This is a genomic window from Viridibacterium curvum (assembly GCF_039544165.1).
Taxonomy (GTDB): domain Bacteria; phylum Pseudomonadota; class Gammaproteobacteria; order Burkholderiales; family Rhodocyclaceae; genus Viridibacterium; species Viridibacterium curvum.
In genome coordinates, this window is sequence record NZ_BAABLD010000008.1 from 295,591 (window position 1) to 317,244 (window position 21,654).

The window sequence follows — 21,654 nt, forward strand, 5'->3', positions numbered from 1 at the left end:
CCATGATCCGCAGGAACCCCAGCGGCGATCTGCCGCAGATCCACCCCTCCGCCTTCGTCGATCCCACCGCGATCCTGTGTGGCAAGGTCGTTGTGGAGGAGAACGTGTTCATCGGCCCCTATGCCGTGATCCGTGCCGACGAGACGCGCCCCGACGGCGGCATGGACGCCATCGTGATCGGCGCACATTCCAACATCCAGGATGGCGTCGTCATCCACTCCAAGTCAGGCGCGTCAGTCAACATCGGTGCGCACACCTCGATTGCCCACCGCAGCATCGTGCACGGCCCCTGCGAGGTGGGGGCGCGCGTCTTCATCGGCTTCAACAGCGTGCTGTTCAACTGCAAGGTGGGCGAAGGCTGCGTGGTACGCCACAACTCGGTGGTCGACGGCTGCGATCTGCCAGCGGGCTTCTACGTGCCTTCGACGACCTATATCAACGCCCGCACGGATCTGGGCACCATCCCCAAGGTCACGGCCTCGGCCACCGAGTTCTCGGAAGACGTGGTGCGCACCAACAACGAGCTGGTCGCAGGCTACAAGCGCATCCAGAACGAGTTCTGATCCGTCTGCCGATACGCACCGGGCTCGGCATTCAGGCCCGGGACATCATCCGGGGCGTGCGCCAGGAAACCCGGACCTGCGCGAACCTGGCCCGGACATGGGCCACCGCGCCATGACCAGGCTGCGCTGCTGCCCTGGCCACCCAAACACTTTTCCCACATTGCGGCAGATCAAACACTGAAAAACGAGACAAAAGTCTCAAACAGCAACCAGCCGAACTTGACACATTTCCGCCCGTCCGGGCGCGGTTTGCGCCGGAAATGGCGCTTCTGTCATACTTGATGCAGCGTACAGGCCTGACCGGGGCACCCGGGCTTGCCGGTACATCCCGTCATTCCCGTCCAAACAAGTGCTCGATCTCACGAGGATCGACCGGAACCGAGATGCTCGCAGCCAAATCCCTCCAGCACGTCGATTTCTCGCAGGCCGGGCAATGCCTGGGGGTTCTACGCGCGCTCAATCCCACCGACGTAGACGAATCCCTGGCCGTTCTGGGGCATCTGCTGGACGGCATGATCGTGCATCCGCCCGAGCCGGCCGAGCATCTGCAGGTGCTCGAAGAGATGCGCACGACGCTGGATTTCGTGATGGCGCAGGCCTCCCAGCGCTACGTGGCACGCCCGCTGCCACCTGCCAGCGAAGAAGACGAGCGACTGCAACGCGTCGTCGCCAGCTGGACGGCGATGGCCAAGAGCTACAGCATCGTCGCGCAGCGCTCGGCGCTGGACCCCGGCTTCACAGATCGTCGCGCCCTGCTGACCCATCGTCGCATCCAGTATTCAGCGCTGGCCATGATGGAGTACTACCGCGCCCGCCGCGAAATGCCGCCGGGGCTGTGGCGCGACCTGCACACGCTGTACCTTGCGGCAGAGCGCGCCGGCCATGCCGATGTGCGCGTTGCCGATGCGCTCAACGAAGTGTGGGGCGCACAGAGCGCACAGGAAGCCTACGTGGCCCTGCTGCTCGTCGATGCGTCGATCCCCAGTGGCCGCACGCCGCGCGAGCTGGTGTGGATCTTGCGCTGGGCACAACGCTTCGCACCCTACTGCACCATTCTGGTGGAAGCGCAGCCTCGCCCGGACAAGGCCACCAAGTTCGCGCTCGACGTTGAGGCCGATCACGGCCTGCGCCCGGTCGGCCTGATTCCCGCCAACGCCAAGACGCGCAACATCGACACCAAGCGTCTCGCGGCGCACATTCAGGCTGTGGTGTCACAGCTCAAGAAGGGCGTGACACCAGCCTCGCTGGGACTCGGTGACGACTGTGTGCAGCCTGCCTGCTCGCGCCTGCTGGTGTCGCTCTATCGCCCCTGGGGTCATGCCGCAGCGGGCCGCAAGTTTCCGCGCAAGCGCACCAATGCCGAGGTGCTGCTGTGTGTCGACCAGCAGGCCATTGCCTTCTTCCTGGAAGGGCGCGAGTTCTCGCAACCTAACGATGGCCGGGTCACCAGCTTTTCGGATACCCAGGTCATCCGCACCTTCGGCGACCGCATCGATGCCGACCTGACACCGGAAGCCTTGCGCTCGCGTGCCGCCCAACTCGGTTACGTGCAGGAAGAGAATTGGCACATCAACGACCAGTCGCTGACGGGTTACCGCATCTCGCGTTCGCGCGGTGCATCACGCGTCGAACACCGCCAGCTGGTGGGTCTGCGCAACGACCCGGCGGCGCCCATGCTGCTGGCCGAAGTCAGCTGGCTGCAGTTCCAGAACAACGGCAGCCTGCAGGCCGGTGTGAGCGTATTGCCCGGGCCGCCGAAAGTCGTCGCGGTGCGCCTGCACCTTGGTGATCGTTCGGCACGCGAACGTTACCGCATGGGGTTCGCCATCCCTGCCGTGCCTTCGCTGAAGACGGATGAGAGCCTCATCGTGCCGGCAGGTTGGTTCCTCGTCGGTCGTCGTGTCGAGGTGTATTCCGAGGGCCCGTGGTTTGCGCGCATGGAGAAGTTGATTTCACGCGGCGCCAACTTTGATCGCGTGAGCTTCACGCGGGAGCCGCGCCCCGACAGCCTGGACTGAAATTGCTGCGCCGGTCAGCGTTCGACCGGCGTATTCCAGTGAATGCGGCGTGCCGGTAGGCGCGCCGCAAAGCGGCTGCCCCGCCCCGGTTCGCTGTCGATATCGAGACTGCCCTGATGCCGCGTCAGCACGTGCTTGACGATAGCGAGCCCCAGACCTGTGCCGCCCATTTCGCGCGAACGGCCCCGATCCACACGGTAGAAGCGCTCGGTCAATCGTGGCAGATGCTGAGGCGCAATGCCCGGGCCATTGTCTTCGACAACCAGCTCCCCGCCTTCCTGCGTCGCCTGCCAGACGAGGCGGACCGTGCCTCCCTCGGGCGTGTAGCGCACGGCGTTGCTGGCGAGGTTGGCGAGCAGGCTGTGCAGCTCCTTGCCGCTGCCAGACAGGCTGGCGGACGGGCCTGCGTCGATCTCTATCGTGTGGCGTCCTGCCGACAGGGCACGTGCCTCGTCGCCGACCATGCGCATGAGGGTCTGCACATCGACCTGTTCGTCGTCAGGAACAGTGGCCGAGGTTTCGAGTGAGGACAGGGCCAGCAAATCCTCGATCAGGCGCTGCATGCGCGTCGATTGCTCCATGGCCAAGGACAGATAGCGTCGCGCATCGTCCGGCGTAAAGTCTTCGAAGCCGTCGTGCAGCATCTCCTGGAAGCCACTGATCACGGTGAGGGGTGTCTTGAGCTCATGCGAGACGTTGGCCACAAAATCGCGCCGCATGGTCTCCAGCCGTTCGAGCTGACTGATGTCACGCGAGATCAACATCATCAGGTCTTCGCCAAAAGGCACGATCTGCACTGACAGGGTCAGCCCTTCGCTGCGCAGCGGGTGCAGCAACAGTGGCTCAGTGTAGTCACCCGAGTCGACATAGCTGACGAAGTCCGGATGGCGTACGAGATTCGTGATGGCACCGCCCACGTCGCGCACCGCGTCGATGCCGAAGTGGCGCTCAGCCGCGACGTTGATCCACTCGATGAGGTGCTGGCGTGTCAGGTAGATGACGCCGTCCGGCATAGCCTGTGCTGCCTCACGGAAACGCGCGAGGCTCTGCGACAGACGCTCGCGCTGGTCATAGGCAATGCGCGAACGCCGCGACAACGCCGCCAGCACATGACCCCAGCTGCCGAGCGCGGATGGAACGGGCGTGCCTAGTGGCTGACGCGTCCAGTCAAACAGTTTGGCCAAGTAGCGCAGATGCCAGACCACCATCAGTAGCAGGCCAGCAATGAAAACGCCACAGCCGACCGTCATGCCGAGCAAGGCGCCGGCAATCAGCGCGCAAAACAGCAGGGCCGCCAGTGCGCCTAGCCAGTAAAGCCAGATATCGCGTCGTTGGAAAATCGTGAAACCCCCGAGAGCATGTGCCGACAAGTGATGTCAGCCATGCCGTCCTGCCATGACGGAAGCGGACCGAGATCGTTCGAATCTCAGCCCGGCTGCGCTGCCACGAGGTCGGTGGAGAAGCGATAGCCACTGCCGCGCACGGTCTGGATCAACCGCTCGTGGCCGGTCTGCTCCAGCGCGCTGCGCAGACGGCGGATATGCACGTCGACCGTACGTTCTTCAACGAAGACGTGATCGCCCCACACCTGATCGAGCAACTGCGAACGGGAGTGTACGCGTTCCGGGTGGGTCATGAGGTAGTGCAGCAGTCGGAACTCGGTCGGGCCGAGACTCAGCGTCTGCTCACCAGCGGTAACGCGGTGCGTCGCGGGGTCCAGGCGCAGGCCACCCAATTCGACGGCATCTTCGGTGGTTTCCGGCGCGCGACGGCGCAACACGGCCTTGATGCGGGCCACCAGTTCGCGCGGCGAGAAGGGCTTGGTGATGTAGTCGTCCGCACCGGTCTCGAGACCGAGCACGCGGTCTTCTTCTTCACTGCGAGCCGTCAGCATGATGATGGGGATGCTGCGCGTGCGCTCTTCCGCACGCAGACGGCGCGCGAAATCGACACCGGACAGGCCGGGCAGCATCCAGTCAAGCAGCACAAGGTCGGGTAAGGCTTCGCGCACGATGCGCTGTGCCGCTTCGGCGTCTTGCGCGCGAACCACGGTATGCCCGGCACGCGCCAGATTGGCAGCGATCAGTTCCTGGATCGCAGGTTCGTCTTCAACCAGAAGGATGTTGGCAGCCATCTCACGCCCCGTCAGAATGCGAAAAGTCCCCGGCTACCGGATGGACAGCCGTCATTACTAGCCGGCAGTCTATTTCCGATTCATGACCGAATTGTGACAAGTCATTCCGCTGCAATAAAACCTCATTAAAGACCCTCATGTCTGATTCCGCTCCTCAGTCCTCCCCTATCCCCACCGAACTGCGCCTGCACCAGAAATCGCAGGAGCTCGAAATCCACTTCGAAGACGGTGTGGCGGCACGCTTGTCCAGCGAGTTCCTGCGTGTGCATTCGCCGTCGGCCGAGGTCAAGGGCCATGGCCCGGGGCAGGAAACCCTGCAGACCGGCAAGCGCAACGTGGCCATCACGACCGTCGAACCCGTCGGTCACTACGCCGTGCGCCTCGTGTTCTCCGACGGCCACAACAGCGGCCTCTACTCCTGGGACCTGCTCTACCGTTACGCGCAGGAACATGAAGTTCTGTGGGCCGACTACCTGCAGAAGCTGGAAGCCGCCGGCGCCAGCCGCGATCACGCGACCCCGCGCCCGGCCAGCGGCGGCTGCAGCCGGCATTGAAGGGCTGACGCGGTAGAATTGCAGACCTGGTGCAGCATCCGCCTGCACTCCCCTCACAGACTGGATTCGAGCAAGACATCATGCGCAGCGATTGGGAAGTCGTCATCGGCCTGGAAACCCACGCCCAGCTCAACACCGCCTCCAAGATCTTCTCTGGCGCCAGCACCGCTTTCGGCGCCGAGCCGAACGAGCAGGCCAGCGCGGTGGATATCGCCCTGCCCGGCGTGCTGCCGGTGCTCAACCGTGGCGCCGTCGAGCGTGCCATCCGCTTCGGACTCGCCATCGGCGCCGAAGTCGCGCCGCGCTCGGTGTTCGCCCGCAAGAATTACTTCTACCCCGATCTGCCCAAGGGCTACCAGATCAGCCAGTTCGAGCTGCCGGTCGTGCAGGGCGGCACGATCACCATCCAGGTGGGTGAAGGTGGCAAGGCCTACGAAAAAACCGTGCGCCTGACGCGCGCTCACCTCGAAGAGGACGCTGGCAAAAGCGATCACGAGTTGTTTCGCGACCACAGCGGTATCGACCTTAACCGGGCCGGCACGCCACTGCTGGAGATCGTTACCGAACCAGACATGAGCTCGTCGGCCGAGGCCGTTGCCTACGCCAAAGCCTTGCATGCGTTGGTGCAATGGATCGACATCTGCGACGGCAACATGCAGGAAGGCTCGTTCCGCTGTGACGCCAACGTCTCGGTACGTCGCAAAGGTGAGCCTCTGGGCACGCGCCGCGAGATCAAGAATCTCAACAGCTTCCGCTTCCTGCAGCAGGCCATCGACTACGAGGTCGCAGAACAGATCCGCATCATCGAAGACGGCGGCAAGATCCAGCAGGCCACCGTGCTGTTCGACCCGGGCACTGGCGAGACGCGTGTGATGCGCACCAAAGAAGATGCACACGACTACCGCTACTTCCCCGACCCCGACCTGCTGCCGCTGGAGATCAGCGCCGACTGGAAAGCGGCGGTCAAGGCGGCGATGCCCGAGCTGCCGCAGGAACTGGCCGCACGCTTCCAGAGTGAATACGGCCTGTCAGCCTATGACGCCGCCACACTGACAGCCAACCGCGACACCGCGCTGTACTACGTCGAGGCAGTCAAAGCGGCCGGTGCAGCAGCTGCGAAACCCCTCGCCAACTGGGTTATGGGTGAACTCGCTGCGCGCCTGAACAAGGAAGAGCGGAGCATTGCCGCCAGCCCGGTCTCTGCCGCGCAGCTGGCAGGCCTGATCGCCCGCATCGCCGACAGCACCATCTCGAACAACATCGCCAAGAAGGTCTTCGAAGCGCTGTGGAACGGTGATGGCGCCAGCGCCGACGAGGTGATCGAGAAGCAAGGTCTCAAACAGGTCACCGACGCCTCGGCCATCGAGCCCATCATCGACGAAGTGATCGCCAACAACGCCGCCAACGTCGCCGAGTACAAGGCCGGCAAGGAGAAGGCGTTCAACGCGCTGGTCGGTCAGGTCATGAAGGCCAGCAAGGGCAAGGCCTCGCCCGCGCAGGTCAACGAGCTGCTGAAGAAGAAGCTGGGCTGAGTGCGACAGGCTGCCGCTGGCACGGCAGCCACTCCCTTACAGGCCGAGAAAGAACACCGCTGACCCCAGCGAAATCAGCAGTAGCGCAATGCGCTGCAAACGACCGGCCTGACTCCAGAACAACAGGGCCGGCAGCAGGACCGGCAGCACGTAGCGGAAGTCGTTGCTGCACGCGTAAGGCGTCATGATGCGCAATGCCACAAGGCTTGCGAGCCACGTGATCCCCAGCAACACGAACGGACGGACACGGTACAGCGCGCGGGCACTGCAACCCGCCGCACGCCAGCTCGACACCAGGAAAAAGCTCAGGAAGAGGCCCAGCAACAATGCTCCCCATGCATAGGCCACAGCACCCTGTAGCGCGTCGGGGAAGGCGAACTCGCCGCTCAGCGAAGAACGCAGCAGGTAGTTCCAGAAGTTTGCGCGGCCACTGGCGTCGTCGAACGGCGCCATCCACGGCATCGTGAGGAAGGTCGGCACATCGAGCGGCAGGAACGACTTGAGGTTCACCGGCACCAGCAGGCCGCTGTGAAGACTGCCTGTGTTCGAGATGAGCCAATTCGGAATCGCGCCCTGCAGGTAGTAATAAACACGTACGACAAAGCTGGCGAACAGGCCGCTGAGCACGAGGCCGCCGAACAGCGTCGTATCCAGCATGGCTGAGCGCCGCTTGCGACGATTACGCCGCAGGGCCGTGCTCAAGACCAGTGCCCCCAATGCGGCACACAAGGCGATGGCATTGCTCTTGCACAGCAAGGCAATTGCACAGGTGAGGGCCATGTAGACAAGATCGTCACGCCTGCGCCCCTGCCACCAGCGGATGGCAAACCAGCCCGCCACGCCGGCGCTGGCAAACAACGCAGAGTCGTTACCGAGCCGGATGGCGTGGATGATGCCCGAGGGCCAGAAAGCCAGTGCCAGCGTTGCCGTGGCCAGCGCCACGTAGCGACCACGCAGAGCGCGACGGAGGGTGCCCGCCGTCGCCGTCAGGAAGATCAGCCAGAGTGCGATCGAGAAGGCCTGCAGCATTTCCGCCGCAGGCAGGTTGAGCCAATGAGCCCAGCGCCAGACGACCGCCCCCAGCGTGTAATAAACAGGCGGATGGTAGAAGGTCCAGCCCTGCATCGGCGATGGCAGCGCCAGGTTCTGGGCGACCCACGCGACGTAGCCATAGTGCCCATCGACTCCGGCAGCATCGTGCGTCCGCACCTGCCAGGGCGTCGCCATCCAGTAGCTGCAGATGACCAGCAAGGACAGGGCAATGATGAAGATCTGCAGCTTGCGCAGCCCGAAGCAGCGCGACAGCCCAAACAACAGTGGCAGGAAGCCGGCAGCGAATACCAGTGCATGCCAGAAGCCCATACGCGGCCGGAATGAAATGCCGCCGTCGCCGCCGCCGTTGTCGACCTGGAACACGATGACGGCGGGCCCGCGCTGCAGATATGGGCCCAGATCAATGTCGAAACCACGGGTGTAGTCCGTCAGGCCGCCTTCGCGTACGCCAGCGAACGAAACAACCTGCCCGTTGATGAACATGGCGCGCAGGTTGTCGTCCGGGATGATTTGCCAGGTACGCGGCGTCAGCCAGCCGACCTGCATGTCTATCGTCAGGCGATTGCCGCTGCCGACTGTGTGGAACACCCAGGGCAGATCGGTCTTGCTGATCTGTCCGCCCGCCTCCCCGGTTGCCGTCATGCGTGGCCAGCACAGCCAGAACGCCACTGTAAGCATCAGCGCGCTCAGAAGGGCGTGCTTGAACAAGCGCGTGAGCGGATGCGTGAGCAATCTCGTCATCAATGACTGGCGCACCGGCGATGCCACGATAGGCGCTTGCGGCGCAGACTCGACAGGGGAATCTGCCGCCAGCTCAGGGGCCGATTCGACCGGGGATGCACTGTCGCTCACGATACTGCCTCAGGACTGCTTGGTCTCGTGATATTCCTTCTCGGTGTTCACCGACCACAGCACCGAGCGCGACTGGGAAGGATCGCGCATGCAACGCACAGCTTCAATGGCCGTCAGCATGGAGTGATCCTGGTTGTTGTAGCGATGCTGGCCGTTGCGGCCGATGCAGTACAGGTTGGTAATGCTGTCGAGATGGGCCTTGACGGTATCGAACTCGTCGTAAGTGCCGAAGTAGGCCGGGTAGGCCTTTTCGATGCGGATACGGCAGGTGTCGAGGATGTCTTCGCGGTCGAGGATGTCGATCTGGATGAGCTCCTTGACGGCGAACTCGATGAAATCCGCGTCACTCATCTTCCAGATGTCATCCTTTTCGTCGCACATGTATTCGAGGCCGACCCAGACCTTGTCGGGGTCCTGCACCATGTAGGGCGACCAGTTGTTGAAGATCTGCAGACGGCACAGCTTCACGTCGCGTTCCTGGATGTAGATCCAGGTGTCGGGCACCACGTCACCGACGGTCTTGATCTTGGTCGTGTTGCGGATCTTGAGCTTGTTGGCAAGGATGCCGACGGTCATGAAGTCGCGGTAGGGCAAGTCGCAGGCGATGCGCTTGACGTCGGCCGGCACGGCGTCGCCACGGAAGCCCGCAACGAGATCCTTGATCGGCATGGTCGACAGACAGAAGTCGCCGTCGAAGCGCTTCTCTACGCCATCGCACTCGGCCGTCACAGCCACCACGCGGCCACCTTCAACGTGAATGCCGGTGACCTTGTGGCGCATGTGGATCTCGCCGCCCATCTTCTTCACATCGTCCGCCACGTATTCCCACAGCTGGCCCGGGCCCAGCTTGGGGTAGAAGAACTGCTCGATCAGCGAAGTCTCGGTCTTCTTCTGGCGCAGGTCGGTGTCCTTGCCGCCCGGCAACATCTTCTTGATCGCCGAGAACACGGCTTTCGAGAGCGACAGACCCTTGATGCGCTGCGCGCCCCAGGCCGAAGAGATCTTCTGCGGATGCACACCCCACACCTTTTCGGTGTAGTCCTCGAAGAACATGCGATACAGCGGTACGCCGAAACGATTGACGAGGAAGTCCTCCAGCGAATCTTCGCTCTTGCGCTTGAAGACCTGCGAAAAGACGTAGCCGAAGCCCGCATACATCGTGCGGAAGATGCCGAGGTTGGTCACCGTCTCGAGCTTCATCGAGATGGGGTAATCGAAGAACTTGCGCAGGTAGAAGATGCGCGAAATGCGTTCGCGGATCAGCATCACGCGATCGGCCTTCTCCGGATCAGGACCTTCTTTGGCCCAAGGCTTGGTCTTGTTCAGCACGATGTCGTCGCGCGAGGGCGCTGCCTGCAGCGGCATGCGCGCCGCCCACCAGTCCATCACCACATCGCTCTTCGAGAAGAACCGGTGACCGCCGATATCGATACGGTTGCCGTTGTGATTGATCGTGCAGGAGATACCACCGATGCGGTCGGTCACTTCCAGGATCACCGGGCGAATGCCGGATTGCTGGGACAGCATTTCGAAAGCAGCAGTCAGACCCGCAGGGCCAGCGCCAATGATGAGTGCAGTTTTGTTCATGTCAGGCCAGCCAGGGTCTCAACGGAAAAACACGAATGCGCGACGCAGGCCAAAATTCCAGACCAGCACCAACGCCGCCATGACGATGCGGCTCGCGCGCTCAGGCGCGTCCAGGACGTCAATACCAATCCACATGCCGAGCGAGGTCAGCGCCAGACCGCCGACGCCGACAAGTGCAAAAACAAGTAAATCCCGCAAACTGCGGGCCTGAGTGCCGCGCCAGACCCATGCCACGCACAGGGCATAGTTGGTCAGCAGCCCGCCGATGAAGCCGACACAGACGGCCGGCAAGTAGTGCAGACCTGCCGACAGGCAGGTCGAAAAGAGGGCGAAGTCGACGGCAAACGCGATGCCGCCAACCAGCAGATACTTGATGAATGCCCGAAGCAAATGCTTCAGGCCCCCGGCTTGCGTCGAGACAGGGCCCATGCCGGGCACGCTGCCTTCGATGACGGGGGATGCCCCGGATTCCATGCTGTCTCCTGTGTCCTGCTTGCAGCTCTGCGGCCGCCATGGTGGACGCGATTTGCCAGATTGACCATCACGTCGGGAGCGAGACTATATCGTTCGCCCGCTCCACGGTCATTCGTGCGCTGCGGCAAATCCGGGGGAGACGGCGCTCCGGCTCAGCCCTGCCGACGAAAGGCTTCGCCTTCGAGCTTGTCGACGTGAAAACGCGGACGGTCCTTGGTTTCGGTGTAGATCTTCGCCACGTACTCGCCGATCACGCCCAGGCTGAGAAGCTGAACGCCACCCAGGAAATACATCGGGATGACGGTAGAGGCCCAGCCGGGCAAAGCATCAGCGGTGAAGAGCCGCATCAGCAGGGCCCAGGCTGTCATGGCAAGGCTGGCCAGAGAAATCAGCGTGCCGATGGTGGTAATCAGGCGCAGCGGGTAGGTCGAGAACGACGTGATGCCCTGCCAGGCGAAGGACAGCATCTTTTTGAGGGGATACTTGGACTCCCCCGCAAAGCGCTCGGCACGGTCGTACTCGACTACCGAGTTCGGGAAGCCCAGGAGGCGCACCATGCCGCGCAGGAACAGGTTGCTCTCACGGTACTCCGAGAGTGCATCGAGCGCGCGGCGGCTCATCAGACGGTAATCCGCGTGATTGAAGACGATGTCGACCTTCATCGCCGCCATCAGTTTGTAGTAGCCCTCGGCCGTGAAGCGCTTGAAGAAGGTGTCGGTATCGCGGCGCTTGCGCACGCCGTAGACGATGTCATCGCCGTGGCGGAAGTTCTTCACCATCTGCGGGATCACTTCGAGGTCGTCCTGCAGGTCAGCATCCACGCTGATCAGCGCGTCGCCCGGCGCCGTCATGAGGCCGCAGAACAGCGCGTTCTGGTGACCACGATTGCGTGACAGTTTGATGCCACAGATATCCTTGTGCGCCGCCGAGAGTTCCGAAATCAGCGCCCAGGTCCTGTCGCGGCTACCGTCATCCACATAAAAAACCGCGCTATCGGCCGAGACGAGCCCTTCATTACGCATGCGTTCAAGCAGCACCACGAGGCGCGACGTGGTTTCACGCAGCACTTCTTCTTCGTTGTAGCAGGGGATCACCAAGCCGATGGTGGGCGCGACGGTGCTCGTCATGATGGCTGTCTCTTCCTGAATGTCCAGATAGCGTTGATAAGGTAATTCCAGATGAAAACGATGCCTGTCGCGATCAGCTGAGCCAGCCAGACCGGCGCCCCGGCGGCTTGCAGCAGTGCCAGCGACAGGGCGTTGATGGCCAGGCCGGCACACAGGGTCACGATAAACCGCAGGGCGCTGGCGCGGTGGTCATGTTGCCCACCGAAGGTATAACGCGCATTGGCCCAGTAGTTGAACACGGCACTGATGAGGAAACCCGTGCTCGATGCCACGGTGGGCGACAGGTTGGTCGTCCACAGCAGCAGTGCCATGATCAGGTATTGCAGCAGCGTGGCGCCGCCACCGACCAGCAGAAAACTGAAAAAGCTGCGCCGGCTGATGTTGCCGTCGGCGGGCGTGCTCATGTTTCAGCGTCAGCTTTTTTCTTGCGGGTCGTGCCAGCCTTCGCAGTCGTTGCAGACTTCGTCGCAGGCTTGGCGGCGGCCTTGGTTTTGCTGGCAGTAGCCGCCTTCGTTGCCTTGGCGGGCTTCTCTTCTGTGCTTGCGGCCTTTGCGGATTTGTCCGCCGCAGCTGTCTTGGCCTTGCTCGTCGTCGCTTTCGCCTTGGGCTCGCGCTTCTCGAACTCGAAGCCCACCTTGCCATCTTCGCCACGCACGAGGAAAGCCGAGAACTTGCGCCGCGTGCGTGCCGAAATGAAGCCCGTCAGCAGGGGCGTACGACCTTCCTGCAACAGCTTTTCCATGTGCTCGCGCTCGATGGGTTGCTGCAGGATGATCTTGCCTGAGCGGAAATCGCAGCTCTTGCCCGCGCCCAGCGATTTCTCGCATACATAGGCCATGCCGTGCTCGAAAACATTGCTGCGGCATTTCGGACAAGGCCCCAGCGAGGTCTGCTCCGAGAAATCTGGCGGCTCACCGCTTTCGTCCTCGCGCGGCTGACCAAAGTCGAACTCGGGCAGCTTGTCGTCGTTAAGCTTGATCTCGGCGTTGAAAGCACGCCCCATCTTGTTGCGGAAGCCGATCAACGGGCCGACCTTGCCGGTAGCCAGCAGGGTCTCGATCTCGGGAATCTCGAACTGCCGGCTGGCGACGATCTTCCATAGCGCGTAGTCGCAAGCCTGGCACTGGAATTTCTTGTAGTTCTCCTTGATCACGCCACCGCACTTGGGGCACGGCGTTTTCAACGTAGCGAAGTCACCCGGCACTGTGTCCGATTCGTACTTCTTGGCGCGCTCGACGATCTCGCGCGTCATCGCTTCGATGTGCTCCATGAAGTCGGCACGCGTGAGCAGGCCCTTCTCCATCTGGGCGAGCTTGTATTCCCATTCGCCTGTCAGTTCGGGAGAAGCCAATTCGGCAATGCCCAAGCCGCGCAGCAGCGTGATCAGCGAGAAAGCCTTGGCCGTCGGGATCAGCTCACGACCTTCGCGCAGCATGTAGGTTTCGGCGATAAGGTTTTCGATGATCTGAGCGCGCGTCGCTGGCGTGCCCAGGCCGCGTCCGGCCATCGCTGCACGCAGCTCTTCGTCGTCGACGAGTTTCCCCGCGCCTTCCATGGCTGACAGCAGCGTCGCTTCCGAATAGCGCGCGGGCGGCTTTGTGACATTGGCCTTGACCAGCACATCGTCGGTTTTTACCGTCTCGCCCGGCTTTACCGCCACCAGCGAGCCTGTCGCGGCCTCATCGCCCTCGCCCGCACCTTCCTTGCCGTACACCGCGAGCCAGCCCGCATTGACCAGCACCTTGCCTTCAGTCTTGAAAGCCTCACCTTCAACGCGCGTGATGCGCGTCGTCACCATGTACTCCGCCGCCGGGTAGAACACGGCGAGGAAACGCTTGGTGACGAGTTCGTAGATCTTCTGCTCGGCTTCGGACAGGTTCTTCGGCTCGGTACCGGTCGGCACGATGGCGAAGTGGTCCGAGATCTTGGCGTTGTTGAAGATGCGCTTGTTGGGCTTGACCCAGCCGTTCTTGATGATTTCCTTGGCGAAGGCGGCGTATTCGCTGGGCAGCGCACCCAGCGTGGCCGGCACGGTCGCCACGTAGTCTTCGGGCAACGCACGTGCGTCAGTACGTGGATAGGTCAGGACCTTGTGCTTCTCGTACAGCGCCTGCGCGATCTGCAGCGTCGTGCGTGCCGAGAAACCGAAACGACCGTTGGCCTCGCGCTGCAAGGAAGTCAGGTCATAGAGCAGCGGCGAGAGCTGCGTGGAAGGCTTGGCCTCCTCTTCAACCTTGGCGGGCTTGCCTTCGCACTTGGCGCGAACGGCCTCGGCCTTCTTGACGTCCCACAGGCGATGCGCGTTGGCGTGTTCATCATCCTCGGGCTTCTTGAATTTCTCGTCGAACCAGCGGCCTACGTAACCACCCGCAGCAGCGCCGAAGTGTCCCTCGACCTCCCAGTAGTCACGCGACTTGAAGGCACGGATGCGCTCTTCGCGCTCGACGACGATGGCTAGCGTAGGCGTCTGCACGCGGCCTACGGTGGTGAGGTGGAAGCCACCGGTCTTCGAGTTGAAGGCCGTCATGGCGCGCGTGCCGTTGATGCCGATGAGCCAGTCGCTCTCGGCACGGCAGGTCGCCGCTTCGCGCAGGCCCGACATCTCGCCAGAAGTGCGCAGGGCCTGGAAACCGTCGCGGATCGACTGCGGCGTCATGCTCTGAAGCCACAGGCGGCGCTGCGGCTTGGCCGTACTGGCGTGGTTGGCGATGTAGGTGAAGATCAGCTCGCCTTCGCGTCCCGCGTCACAGGCGTTGATAAGGCCATCGACGTCCTTGCGCTTGATGAGACGCGTCAGGAGGCGCAGGCGCTCAGCCGTCTTCTCGACCGGGTTGAGCTTGAAGTGCGGCGGGATCACCGGCAGGTGCGCGAAAGACCACTTGCCGCGCTTGACCTCGAACTCCTCGGGCACGGTCAATTCCAGCAAGTGGCCGATGGCGGACGACAGCACGTATTCGTCGCTTTCGAAGTAATCGCCCTGCCGGGTGAAGCCTCCCAAGGCACGCGCAATGTCCTGCGCGACAGAAGGTTTTTCGGCAATGATCAGCTGTTTGCTCATGCGCTCAAAAGAATCCGGAGAAATCTGGGGAAAGATGTCAGAAGCTGGGGTCAGGCACAGCCAGTTTCAGGCCGCCAGAATCGACTTCGCCGGGCAAGCCCGGCGAACAATGTGTGCGGATGATAGGCGGCGCCTCGGGCGTCGCGCAAGCGCGAGGCCCGAAAGGCCGTGCGTCAGCCCTGCCAATCAGTGGACCGACAGGACCTCGGTCCAGTCGCCGTCTTCCTCGTCGGTCTCTTCAGTCAGGAGCTCGTCAAGGATCAAGGTGTCCATGCTGGCCTGTTGCTGCCACAGCACCATCAGCACGATCACCTTGAACTTGGACAGGGAGACTTCGGCTTCCGGCAGGGCCATGGCGCGTTCGATGATCAGCTCGCGCTGACGCGCATCAAGCGTGCCGTTGGCTTCGAGGAAGTGAAGAAATCCCTGGCAGGCCGTGTCCAGCCGGGCCTGTTCTTCTTCGGTGAAGATGCGGACGGAACGGCTTTGCGCGTCGAAGCTGGCCGTCGGTTCACTGGCCATGCCGCGCAGGCCGGAGAGCCATTCAATGGCCTCCGAGATGTCGCCTTGTTCAAAACCGGCCGCAGACAACTTGCGTGCAAGTTGCTCGGGCTCGGCCGGACAGGCGTCAGCGTAGCCGTAGGTTTCAAAGAGATAGACCAGAATATCGATCATCGTGACCCTCGGCAGTGCGGCTCTCCAACTGGCTGGACGAGCCGCTTATCGGACTCTTTGAAGCTTGCCACCCGGTAGCCGCTCGACGCGGCCATCAAGTTCCAGTGTGGTCAGCATGGCGAAGACCACATCCGGCGTCAAGCCAATACGTCCCAGAATAGTGTCCATGTCGACGGGATCATGTCCGATGGCAGCCAGCAATTGCCCCTCTTCTCCAGGCGTATCTGCCTCGTGCGCAGCCTGGCGGGGCGGGACAACACCCCAGTGCAGTTCTTCGAGCACGTCCTGCGCCGACTCGACGAGCTTGGCGCCCTGCTTGATGAGCTGGTGGCAACCCTTGGACAGAGGAGAGTGGATGGAGCCCGGGATGGCGAATACCTCGCGCCCCTGCTCTGTTGCCAGGCGTGCGGTGATCAGCGAACCGCTGCCCACCGCCGCTTCGACGACCAGAACGCCGCGCGACAAGCCGGCAATGATTCGGTTACGTCGCGGAAAGTTGTGAGCGGCCGATGGCGTACCCAGCGCAAATTCGCTGATCAGCAGGCCTTCCTCGGCGATACGGCGCGCCAAGGACGCATTTCGCGCGGGATAGATCCGGTCGGCTCCCGTGCCGACGACCGCCACGGTCGGCCCCCTGGCAGCCAATGCTCCCTGGTGCGCGGCCGTGTCGATACCCAAGGCCAGGCCGCTGACGACGGCCAGCCCTGCCTCAGCCAGCACGCGTGAAAAGGCCTCGGCATTCGACAGGCCCTGTGCCGTGGCGTTGCGGGAGCCTACAACGGCCAGGCCGGGTGTGTTAAGCAGCGCGACGCGCCCCTTTGCGTACAGCAAGGTTGGCGGGTCCGCCGTTTGCAGCAGGGCTTGCGGGAAAACGCTGTCAGCCAGCGTCAGGATATGGTTGCCGGGCTCTTCCGCCCAGCGCAGCGCCGCCTCGATCGCGGCGGCGTTGTCGTGATCGAACAGGCTGTTGGCAAATTTGCTGCCGATGACGCCCGCCACAGCATGACGCCCGGCCTCGAAAATGCGCTGTGGCAGCCCGAAGGCTGCCAGCAGGTCTCGTTGACGCTCCGGGCCAATGCCCGGCACAAGGGTGAGCCGCAGCCAATGCGCCAGATCGCTCATTGGCAGGCAATGCTCAAGGCGCGCCGGCCTTGTCCCCCACGATGACGGAACGTGAGCTCTCCAGCACCAGCGCGTAGGACATCTTGTTGAAGACGCGGAACACGAAAGCAAGGCCGTAACGCTCGTCCGGCAGCGGGATCTCCTGCGCCTTTTCGCCGCCTTCAGCGCCGCGATATACGGCCTTGCCAAGCACACGCGACAGGGCAACAACGTGCCCCGGCTCCATGCCCTTGTCACGACCCGCATTGATGGTGATGACCCCATAAGGACCAGTCTGGCTCACGCCGCCATAAATCGTCGCGATATTGGCGTGCAGGTTTTCAGGCGCAGCATGGGGGGCATAGGCAAACACCGTTTCCTTGGTGCTTGGCAACAGGCGGTCGCCCGTCGTCACCTCGTGCTTCGATGTCACGACCTGCATGGCTGCGGCGACCGGAGGCTGCTCGGCCGTCGTGACACGCGCATTGGCAACCAGCACGGCTTCATAGCCAAGGATCTTTTTGGTGTCGACTGGATCACGAATCGGCTTGCCGGGGCGGAACACCGTCCAGGCAGGCTGGTCAGGCGCGAGCCCACGCGCGAAGAACGTCTCTGAGGGGCCGGCAAGCACGCGATCCTCCTGGATACCGATCACTCGGCCGGCGCCTGCAGGGTCCGGATCATCGATGACCAGCGGCTCGACGAGGAACTGCTGGATGTTTTGCAGCGTGAGGCTGGTAATCGGACCACTGATTGCGGTGTCATAGATTCGCGGCGCCAGCTTGATGGTGCCATCCGGCTGAACGATATCCCCCGGCGCCTTGAGCGACAGGGTCATGTTGTTACGGTCAAGGTAGATGACCTGCCCGGGATAGATCAGATGCGGATTCTTGATGTCTTCGGCATTCAGCTTCCAGACCTCGGGCCAACGCCAGGGCGTCTTCAGGAAGCGGCTCGAAATCCCCCAAAGGGTGTCACCCTTGACGACGGTATGGCTGTCGGGCGCATTGTCGGCGAGCTGGATGCTGCCCTTGGCTGGCGCCTGCTGGGAGGTCTGCGCCATGGCGGGTGCCACGGTGCCGGCCGACAAGGCTGCAAGCGCTACGATCAGCGCGGAAGAGATGCGTTTCATGACCAACCCCGTTTGATGTTGGAGACAGGGACTGCGCCGCGAAGGCCGAACGGCGCTACGACGGCTCCAGAGCAGACTGCGTAAGACGACTTGAACCGGAACGATATGACTTGAGCTGGACGCCGCAAACCGGAAAATAGCGGGAAATTACCAGCCGAACACGTGCGAACATTCAAGTTTTGCTTTAGATTCTGCACGTAGTCTCTTCATTCATCAAGGTTTTCTGGACTTTTCGGACAAATGGCCCTGCTGCCCATCCTTCACTTTCCCGACCCGAGGCTCCACAAGATCGCTGCCCCGGTCAAGCAGGTCGACAGCCGCATCCGACAACTGGTCGCTGATATGGCAGAAACGATGTACGCCGCGCCGGGCATCGGACTGGCGGCGACCCAGGTCGACGTGCACGAGCGAGTGCTGGTCATCGACGCGTCGGAAGACAAATCCGGCCTGCGCGCTTTCATCAACCCTGAAATCATTGAACGCAGCGGCGAGCAAATCTGCGAAGAGGGCTGTCTGTCAGTGCCCGGCATCTACGAGAAAGTCAGCCGTGCGGGCTGGGTGCGGGTGCGCGCCTTGAATGAAAAGGGCGAAAGCTTCGAAATGGAAGCCGAGGGCCTGATGGCCGTGTGCATCCAGCACGAGATCGATCACCTGGACGGCAAGGTATTCGTTGAGCACCTCTCGCAGCTCAAGCAGAACCGCATCAAGAACAAGATGGCAAAGCGCGCGCGCATCACCGCATGAGTCACACCGGATTGCGCGTTGCCTTCGCCGGTACGCCGGAATTTGCTGCCACCGCCCTGCGTGCCTTGCTGGACGCAGGTTTTGAAGTTCCGCTGGTGCTCACCCAGCCTGACCGCCCCGCAGGACGCGGCATGCAGCTGCAGGCCAGCCCGGTCAAACAGGTGGCACTGGCAGCCGGCATTCCGGTCGATCAACCGGAAAAGCTGCGCACGCCCGAGCAGCAAGCGCAGCTCGCTGCCTGTGCGCCGGATGTGCTGGTCGTGGCCGCGTACGGCCTGATCCTGCCGCAGGCGGTGCTTGATCTTCCGCGCCTGGGCTGTCTGAACATCCACGCCTCGCTGCTGCCACGCTGGCGCGGGGCAGCGCCGATCCATCGCGCCATCGAAGCAGGCGATGAGGAGACGGGAATCACCATCATGCAGATGGATGCGGGCCTCGATACGGGCGCGATGCTCACACGCAGCGCCCTGCCCATCCTTGGCAGCGATACCACGGCCAGCCTGCACGACAAGCTGTCCGAGCTGGGCGGCGAGATGATTGTGGAAGCCCTGCAGGCACTGGCAACCGGCACCTTGCGGGCTACACCGCAACCGACCGACGGCATCACCTACGCCAGCAAGATTGCGAAGAACGAAAGCCTGTTCGACTGGCGCGAGAGCGCCGCGCAACTGGCGCGTCGTCTGCGTGCGTTCGACCCCTTCCCGGGTGGTGCCGCAACACTGGGTGAAGCGACCATCAAGCTGTGGGCAGGCGAAGCCGTGGCTGGCACGGGTGAGCCGGGAAGTATCCTGTCTGCCGACGCGACAGGTGTCGTTGTGGCCTGCGGCGAAGGCGCGCTGCGCCTGACCCAGCTGCAGAAGCCCGGTGGCAAGCGTCTGCCGGCGCGCGAGTTCCTTCAGAGCCTGCCGCTCAAGGCGGGAGACCGCTTCAGCGTTGCCAACTGAGCTCAGTTCAGGCTGCGCGCCACCACGGCCGGGGCGCCGCAGCACTTCTTGAACTTCTTGCCACTGCCGCAGGGGCAGCTGTCATTGCGGCCCGGCTGGTGGTCGGCGCGATGCGGCGTCCGTGGCGTCTGCATGACGCGCAGCCAGCGCCGCCAGAAGGCGTAGAGGTACTGCATGCCCGCTGCCACGGCGCTGATGAGCTCGTCGCGCTCGGCAGCCGTCAGCTTGATGCCCGGCGATTTCTCGCCGCTGTCGAAGACGCCGATGATGTTGATAAGGGTGACGCATTCCTCATCTTCTTCCAGCGCATCCCAATGCTGTTCCCGCAGCCAGCCCAGACCCGCACGGAAACCGCGTGCCCAACCTTCAGCGAGCGGATGGCCGCTCTCCGCAGGCGTGTCGAGCAGCGGGAAGTACATGGCGTTGGCGCCCTCTTCGGCAGTCACGCCCGACCAGTCTTCACGAAAGCCCTGGGCGACGTGGTTCCAGTGGCGCATCAACAAGTCGATACAGCGCTGCTCTTCGGCACGCGATGCAAACACGGCATCTTCGCCCAGCACGGCCGGCAGCCATTCAGAGGGCGGCACGGCATCAGGGCCGACCAGCAGGGCGCAAATCAGGCCATCGAGCTCTTCAACAGAGTGTGACTCCGGGTGTTGTGCGAGCAGGCTGTCGAGCTCGGCAACTTCATCGTCGGAGAGGGCGTCGCGGGGTAGTACGGGAGTCATGGTGCGGTGTCCGGCCTCGGCTTGCGGCGGATGTAGATGGTCTTGCTGACAGTTGCCACCACATCCCCGCGGGTATCGAGGATATCGGTCTGGAAGACCGGTTCATATTTGTCGCCGCCGTCAGTCCGGCTGCGTATGTCATTCAGTATGGCATCGTCGATGCAGAAAGTGGCATGCACGGTGCCACGGGCAGGCAACTTGAAGTCGATGTGCGCCGCACTGTCCCAAACGACGTAGTCACGGCCGAGGTTGCGCAGGATCAGCAGCGCAAAGAACGGGTCAGTCATTGCAAACAGCGAACCACCGAAATGCGTGCCGAAGATGTTGGTGTTGAGCAAGCGCTGGTGCATGCGCACGCGGGCATCGCGAAAATCGGCGCCGATGTGCTCTACGCGAATGCCTGCGCCGACAAAAGGGGGCCAGGCATTCATGAGGATGCGCGTGGTACGTGCCGAAAATTCAACGTTGCGCAGGAAACCCTGGCGGAGTTTGGGGCTGCTCATGAAACGGATGCGGGATGCTGTCGGGAGCCCCACTCTAACCGATCCGCACAGTGAAGCCTGTCACGAAAACCCCGGCCGGCCCATCGTCCGCTTGATCTGAAGCAGGCCTGGGGGCGCGTGACGGTGCCAGCATCAAGGCTTCCGGTCTTGCTGCATCACCAACGCGACATGCTCCCCCAAACCAGTATCCAATCCAGCGCCCAGGCCAGCCACCACTCGACCACGGCAGCCCGCCCGTCACGCCGTCCACAGTCCCTTGCCGAAGAAATTGCCAACAGCATCAGCCATGGCCTCGGTCTGTTACTCAGCATCGCCGCCGCGCCTGTGCTGATCGTCATGACCCTGCGGTCTGGCGACACCGCCAGCCTCATCGGCGTCAGCATTTTCACGGCCTCCATGCTGCTGCTCTATCTCTTCTCCACGCTCTATCACGCCTTGCCACCGGGGCCGTCCAAGCACCTCTTCCACAAGCTGGACCACGCCGCCATCTACCTGCTGATTGCCGGCACCTACACGCCCTTTACGCTGGGCGTGCTCAGCGGCGCCTGGGGCTGGACGCTGTTCGGCCTGATCTGGGGCATGGCCGCCATCGGCCTGGTCATGAAGCTGTTCAACGGTCTGGCCAACCGCTATGTCTCGATCGGCCTCTACCTCATGATGGGCTGGTTGATCGTCGTGGCGGCCGCGCCAATGATTGCGCGCGTGCCGCTACCGGGCCTGCTGTGGCTGCTGGCTGGCGGACTTGCCTACACCGGCGGCGTAGCGTTCTACGCACTCAGCGCCAGGCACCGCTTCTTCCACTTCATCTGGCACCTGTTCGTCATGACCGGCACAGCCTGTCACTACTTCGCGGTGCTGGGCTACGCCGGCTGATC

The 21,654-nt window shown here is 62.8% G+C and carries 20 protein-coding genes; 7 read left to right on the forward strand and 13 right to left on the reverse strand.

Annotation, left to right across the window (positions count from 1 at the left end):
- The first annotated feature begins 2 nt into the window (after positions 1-2).
- Together ABEA02_RS09085 and ABEA02_RS09090 are read left to right on the forward strand one after the other, a co-directional pair.
- Positions 3-563: a gamma carbonic anhydrase family protein gene (locus ABEA02_RS09085; protein ID WP_345532588.1), complete on the forward strand. Its 561-nt coding sequence runs from the start codon at positions 3-5 to the stop codon at positions 561-563.
- A 383-nt stretch (positions 564-946) separates the two neighbouring features.
- Positions 947-2,581 carry a hypothetical protein gene (locus tag ABEA02_RS09090; RefSeq protein WP_345532589.1) on the forward strand — a complete coding sequence of 545 codons (1,635 nt, stop codon included), beginning with the start codon at positions 947-949 and terminating at the stop codon, positions 2,579-2,581.
- 14 nt (positions 2,582-2,595) lie between these two features.
- Here ABEA02_RS09090 and phoR read toward each other — a convergent pair whose 3' ends face one another.
- Positions 2,596-3,951, reverse strand: coding sequence for a phosphate regulon sensor histidine kinase PhoR (gene phoR / locus ABEA02_RS09095; protein WP_345532590.1), 1,356 nt, complete (start codon positions 3,949-3,951; stop codon positions 2,596-2,598).
- A 56-nt stretch (positions 3,952-4,007) separates the two neighbouring features.
- On the reverse strand, positions 4,008-4,715 hold the full coding sequence (gene phoB / locus ABEA02_RS09100; RefSeq protein ID WP_345532591.1) for a phosphate regulon transcriptional regulator PhoB: 708 nt from the start codon (positions 4,713-4,715) through the stop codon (positions 4,008-4,010).
- 137 nt (positions 4,716-4,852) lie between these two features.
- Between phoB and ABEA02_RS09105 the strand changes: the two genes are divergently transcribed.
- Both ABEA02_RS09105 and gatB read left to right on the forward strand, forming a co-directional pair.
- On the forward strand, positions 4,853-5,269 hold the full coding sequence (locus ABEA02_RS09105) for a gamma-butyrobetaine hydroxylase family protein (protein WP_345532593.1): 417 nt from the start codon (positions 4,853-4,855) through the stop codon (positions 5,267-5,269).
- 77 nt (positions 5,270-5,346) lie between these two features.
- Positions 5,347-6,801 (forward strand): Asp-tRNA(Asn)/Glu-tRNA(Gln) amidotransferase subunit GatB, encoded by a 1,455-nt coding sequence (gene gatB, locus ABEA02_RS09110; RefSeq protein ID WP_345533625.1) that lies wholly within the window; start codon positions 5,347-5,349, stop codon positions 6,799-6,801.
- Between the two features lie 36 nt (positions 6,802-6,837).
- On the opposite strand, the gene ABEA02_RS09115 is transcribed toward gatB, so the two are convergent.
- The 9 genes from ABEA02_RS09115 to ABEA02_RS09155 form a co-directional block, all read right to left on the reverse strand.
- Positions 6,838-8,706 (reverse strand): hypothetical protein, encoded by a 1,869-nt coding sequence (locus ABEA02_RS09115; RefSeq protein ID WP_345532594.1) that lies wholly within the window; start codon positions 8,704-8,706, stop codon positions 6,838-6,840.
- 9 nt (positions 8,707-8,715) lie between these two features.
- The gene (locus ABEA02_RS09120) at positions 8,716-10,293 is read right to left on the reverse strand and encodes an NAD(P)/FAD-dependent oxidoreductase (RefSeq protein ID WP_345532596.1); all 1,578 of its coding nucleotides are present in this window, start codon (positions 10,291-10,293) and stop codon (positions 8,716-8,718) included.
- An 18-nt stretch (positions 10,294-10,311) separates the two neighbouring features.
- Positions 10,312-10,767, reverse strand: coding sequence for a GtrA family protein (locus tag ABEA02_RS09125; RefSeq protein ID WP_345532597.1), 456 nt, complete (start codon positions 10,765-10,767; stop codon positions 10,312-10,314).
- A 152-nt stretch (positions 10,768-10,919) separates the two neighbouring features.
- Entirely contained in the window at positions 10,920-11,894 is a 975-nt protein-coding gene (locus tag ABEA02_RS09130; RefSeq protein ID WP_345532598.1) for a glycosyltransferase family 2 protein, read from the reverse strand.
- Entirely contained in the window at positions 11,891-12,298 is a 408-nt protein-coding gene (locus ABEA02_RS09135) for a GtrA family protein (protein WP_345532599.1), read from the reverse strand. The genes ABEA02_RS09130 and ABEA02_RS09135 overlap by 4 nt, the downstream gene beginning before the upstream one ends.
- Complete coding sequence (locus tag ABEA02_RS09140; RefSeq protein ID WP_345532601.1) at positions 12,295-14,952, reverse strand: DNA topoisomerase III; 2,658 nt, start codon at positions 14,950-14,952, stop codon at positions 12,295-12,297. Before ABEA02_RS09140 ends, ABEA02_RS09135 begins: the two co-directional genes overlap by 4 nt.
- Before the next feature lie 186 nt (positions 14,953-15,138).
- The gene (locus ABEA02_RS09145; protein WP_345532602.1) at positions 15,139-15,627 is read right to left on the reverse strand and encodes a Smg family protein; all 489 of its coding nucleotides are present in this window, start codon (positions 15,625-15,627) and stop codon (positions 15,139-15,141) included.
- Between the two features lie 45 nt (positions 15,628-15,672).
- A complete protein-coding gene (gene dprA / locus ABEA02_RS09150; RefSeq protein WP_345532603.1) occupies positions 15,673-16,749 on the reverse strand; it encodes a DNA-processing protein DprA in 1,077 nt (358 codons plus the stop codon).
- A gap of 13 nt (positions 16,750-16,762) precedes the next feature.
- The gene (locus ABEA02_RS09155) at positions 16,763-17,860 is read right to left on the reverse strand and encodes a LysM peptidoglycan-binding domain-containing protein (protein WP_345532604.1); all 1,098 of its coding nucleotides are present in this window, start codon (positions 17,858-17,860) and stop codon (positions 16,763-16,765) included.
- Between the two features lie 240 nt (positions 17,861-18,100).
- Between ABEA02_RS09155 and def the strand changes: the two genes are divergently transcribed.
- Together def and fmt are read left to right on the forward strand one after the other, a co-directional pair.
- Entirely contained in the window at positions 18,101-18,604 is a 504-nt protein-coding gene (gene def / locus ABEA02_RS09160; protein WP_345532605.1) for a peptide deformylase, read from the forward strand.
- Positions 18,601-19,548, forward strand: coding sequence for a methionyl-tRNA formyltransferase (gene fmt, locus ABEA02_RS09165; RefSeq protein WP_345532606.1), 948 nt, complete (start codon positions 18,601-18,603; stop codon positions 19,546-19,548). Before def ends, fmt begins: the two co-directional genes overlap by 4 nt.
- Before the next feature lie 2 nt (positions 19,549-19,550).
- Here fmt and ABEA02_RS09170 read toward each other — a convergent pair whose 3' ends face one another.
- Together ABEA02_RS09170 and ABEA02_RS09175 are read right to left on the reverse strand one after the other, a co-directional pair.
- Positions 19,551-20,276: a UPF0149 family protein gene (locus ABEA02_RS09170; RefSeq protein WP_345532607.1), complete on the reverse strand. Its 726-nt coding sequence runs from the start codon at positions 20,274-20,276 to the stop codon at positions 19,551-19,553.
- Complete coding sequence (locus tag ABEA02_RS09175) at positions 20,273-20,779, reverse strand: DUF4442 domain-containing protein (RefSeq protein WP_345532608.1); 507 nt, start codon at positions 20,777-20,779, stop codon at positions 20,273-20,275. Before ABEA02_RS09175 ends, ABEA02_RS09170 begins: the two co-directional genes overlap by 4 nt.
- Positions 20,780-20,947: 168 nt before the next feature.
- Between ABEA02_RS09175 and trhA the strand changes: the two genes are divergently transcribed.
- A complete protein-coding gene (trhA, locus tag ABEA02_RS09180) occupies positions 20,948-21,652 on the forward strand; it encodes a PAQR family membrane homeostasis protein TrhA (protein ID WP_345532609.1) in 705 nt (234 codons plus the stop codon).
- Positions 21,653-21,654: the final 2 nt, after the last annotated feature.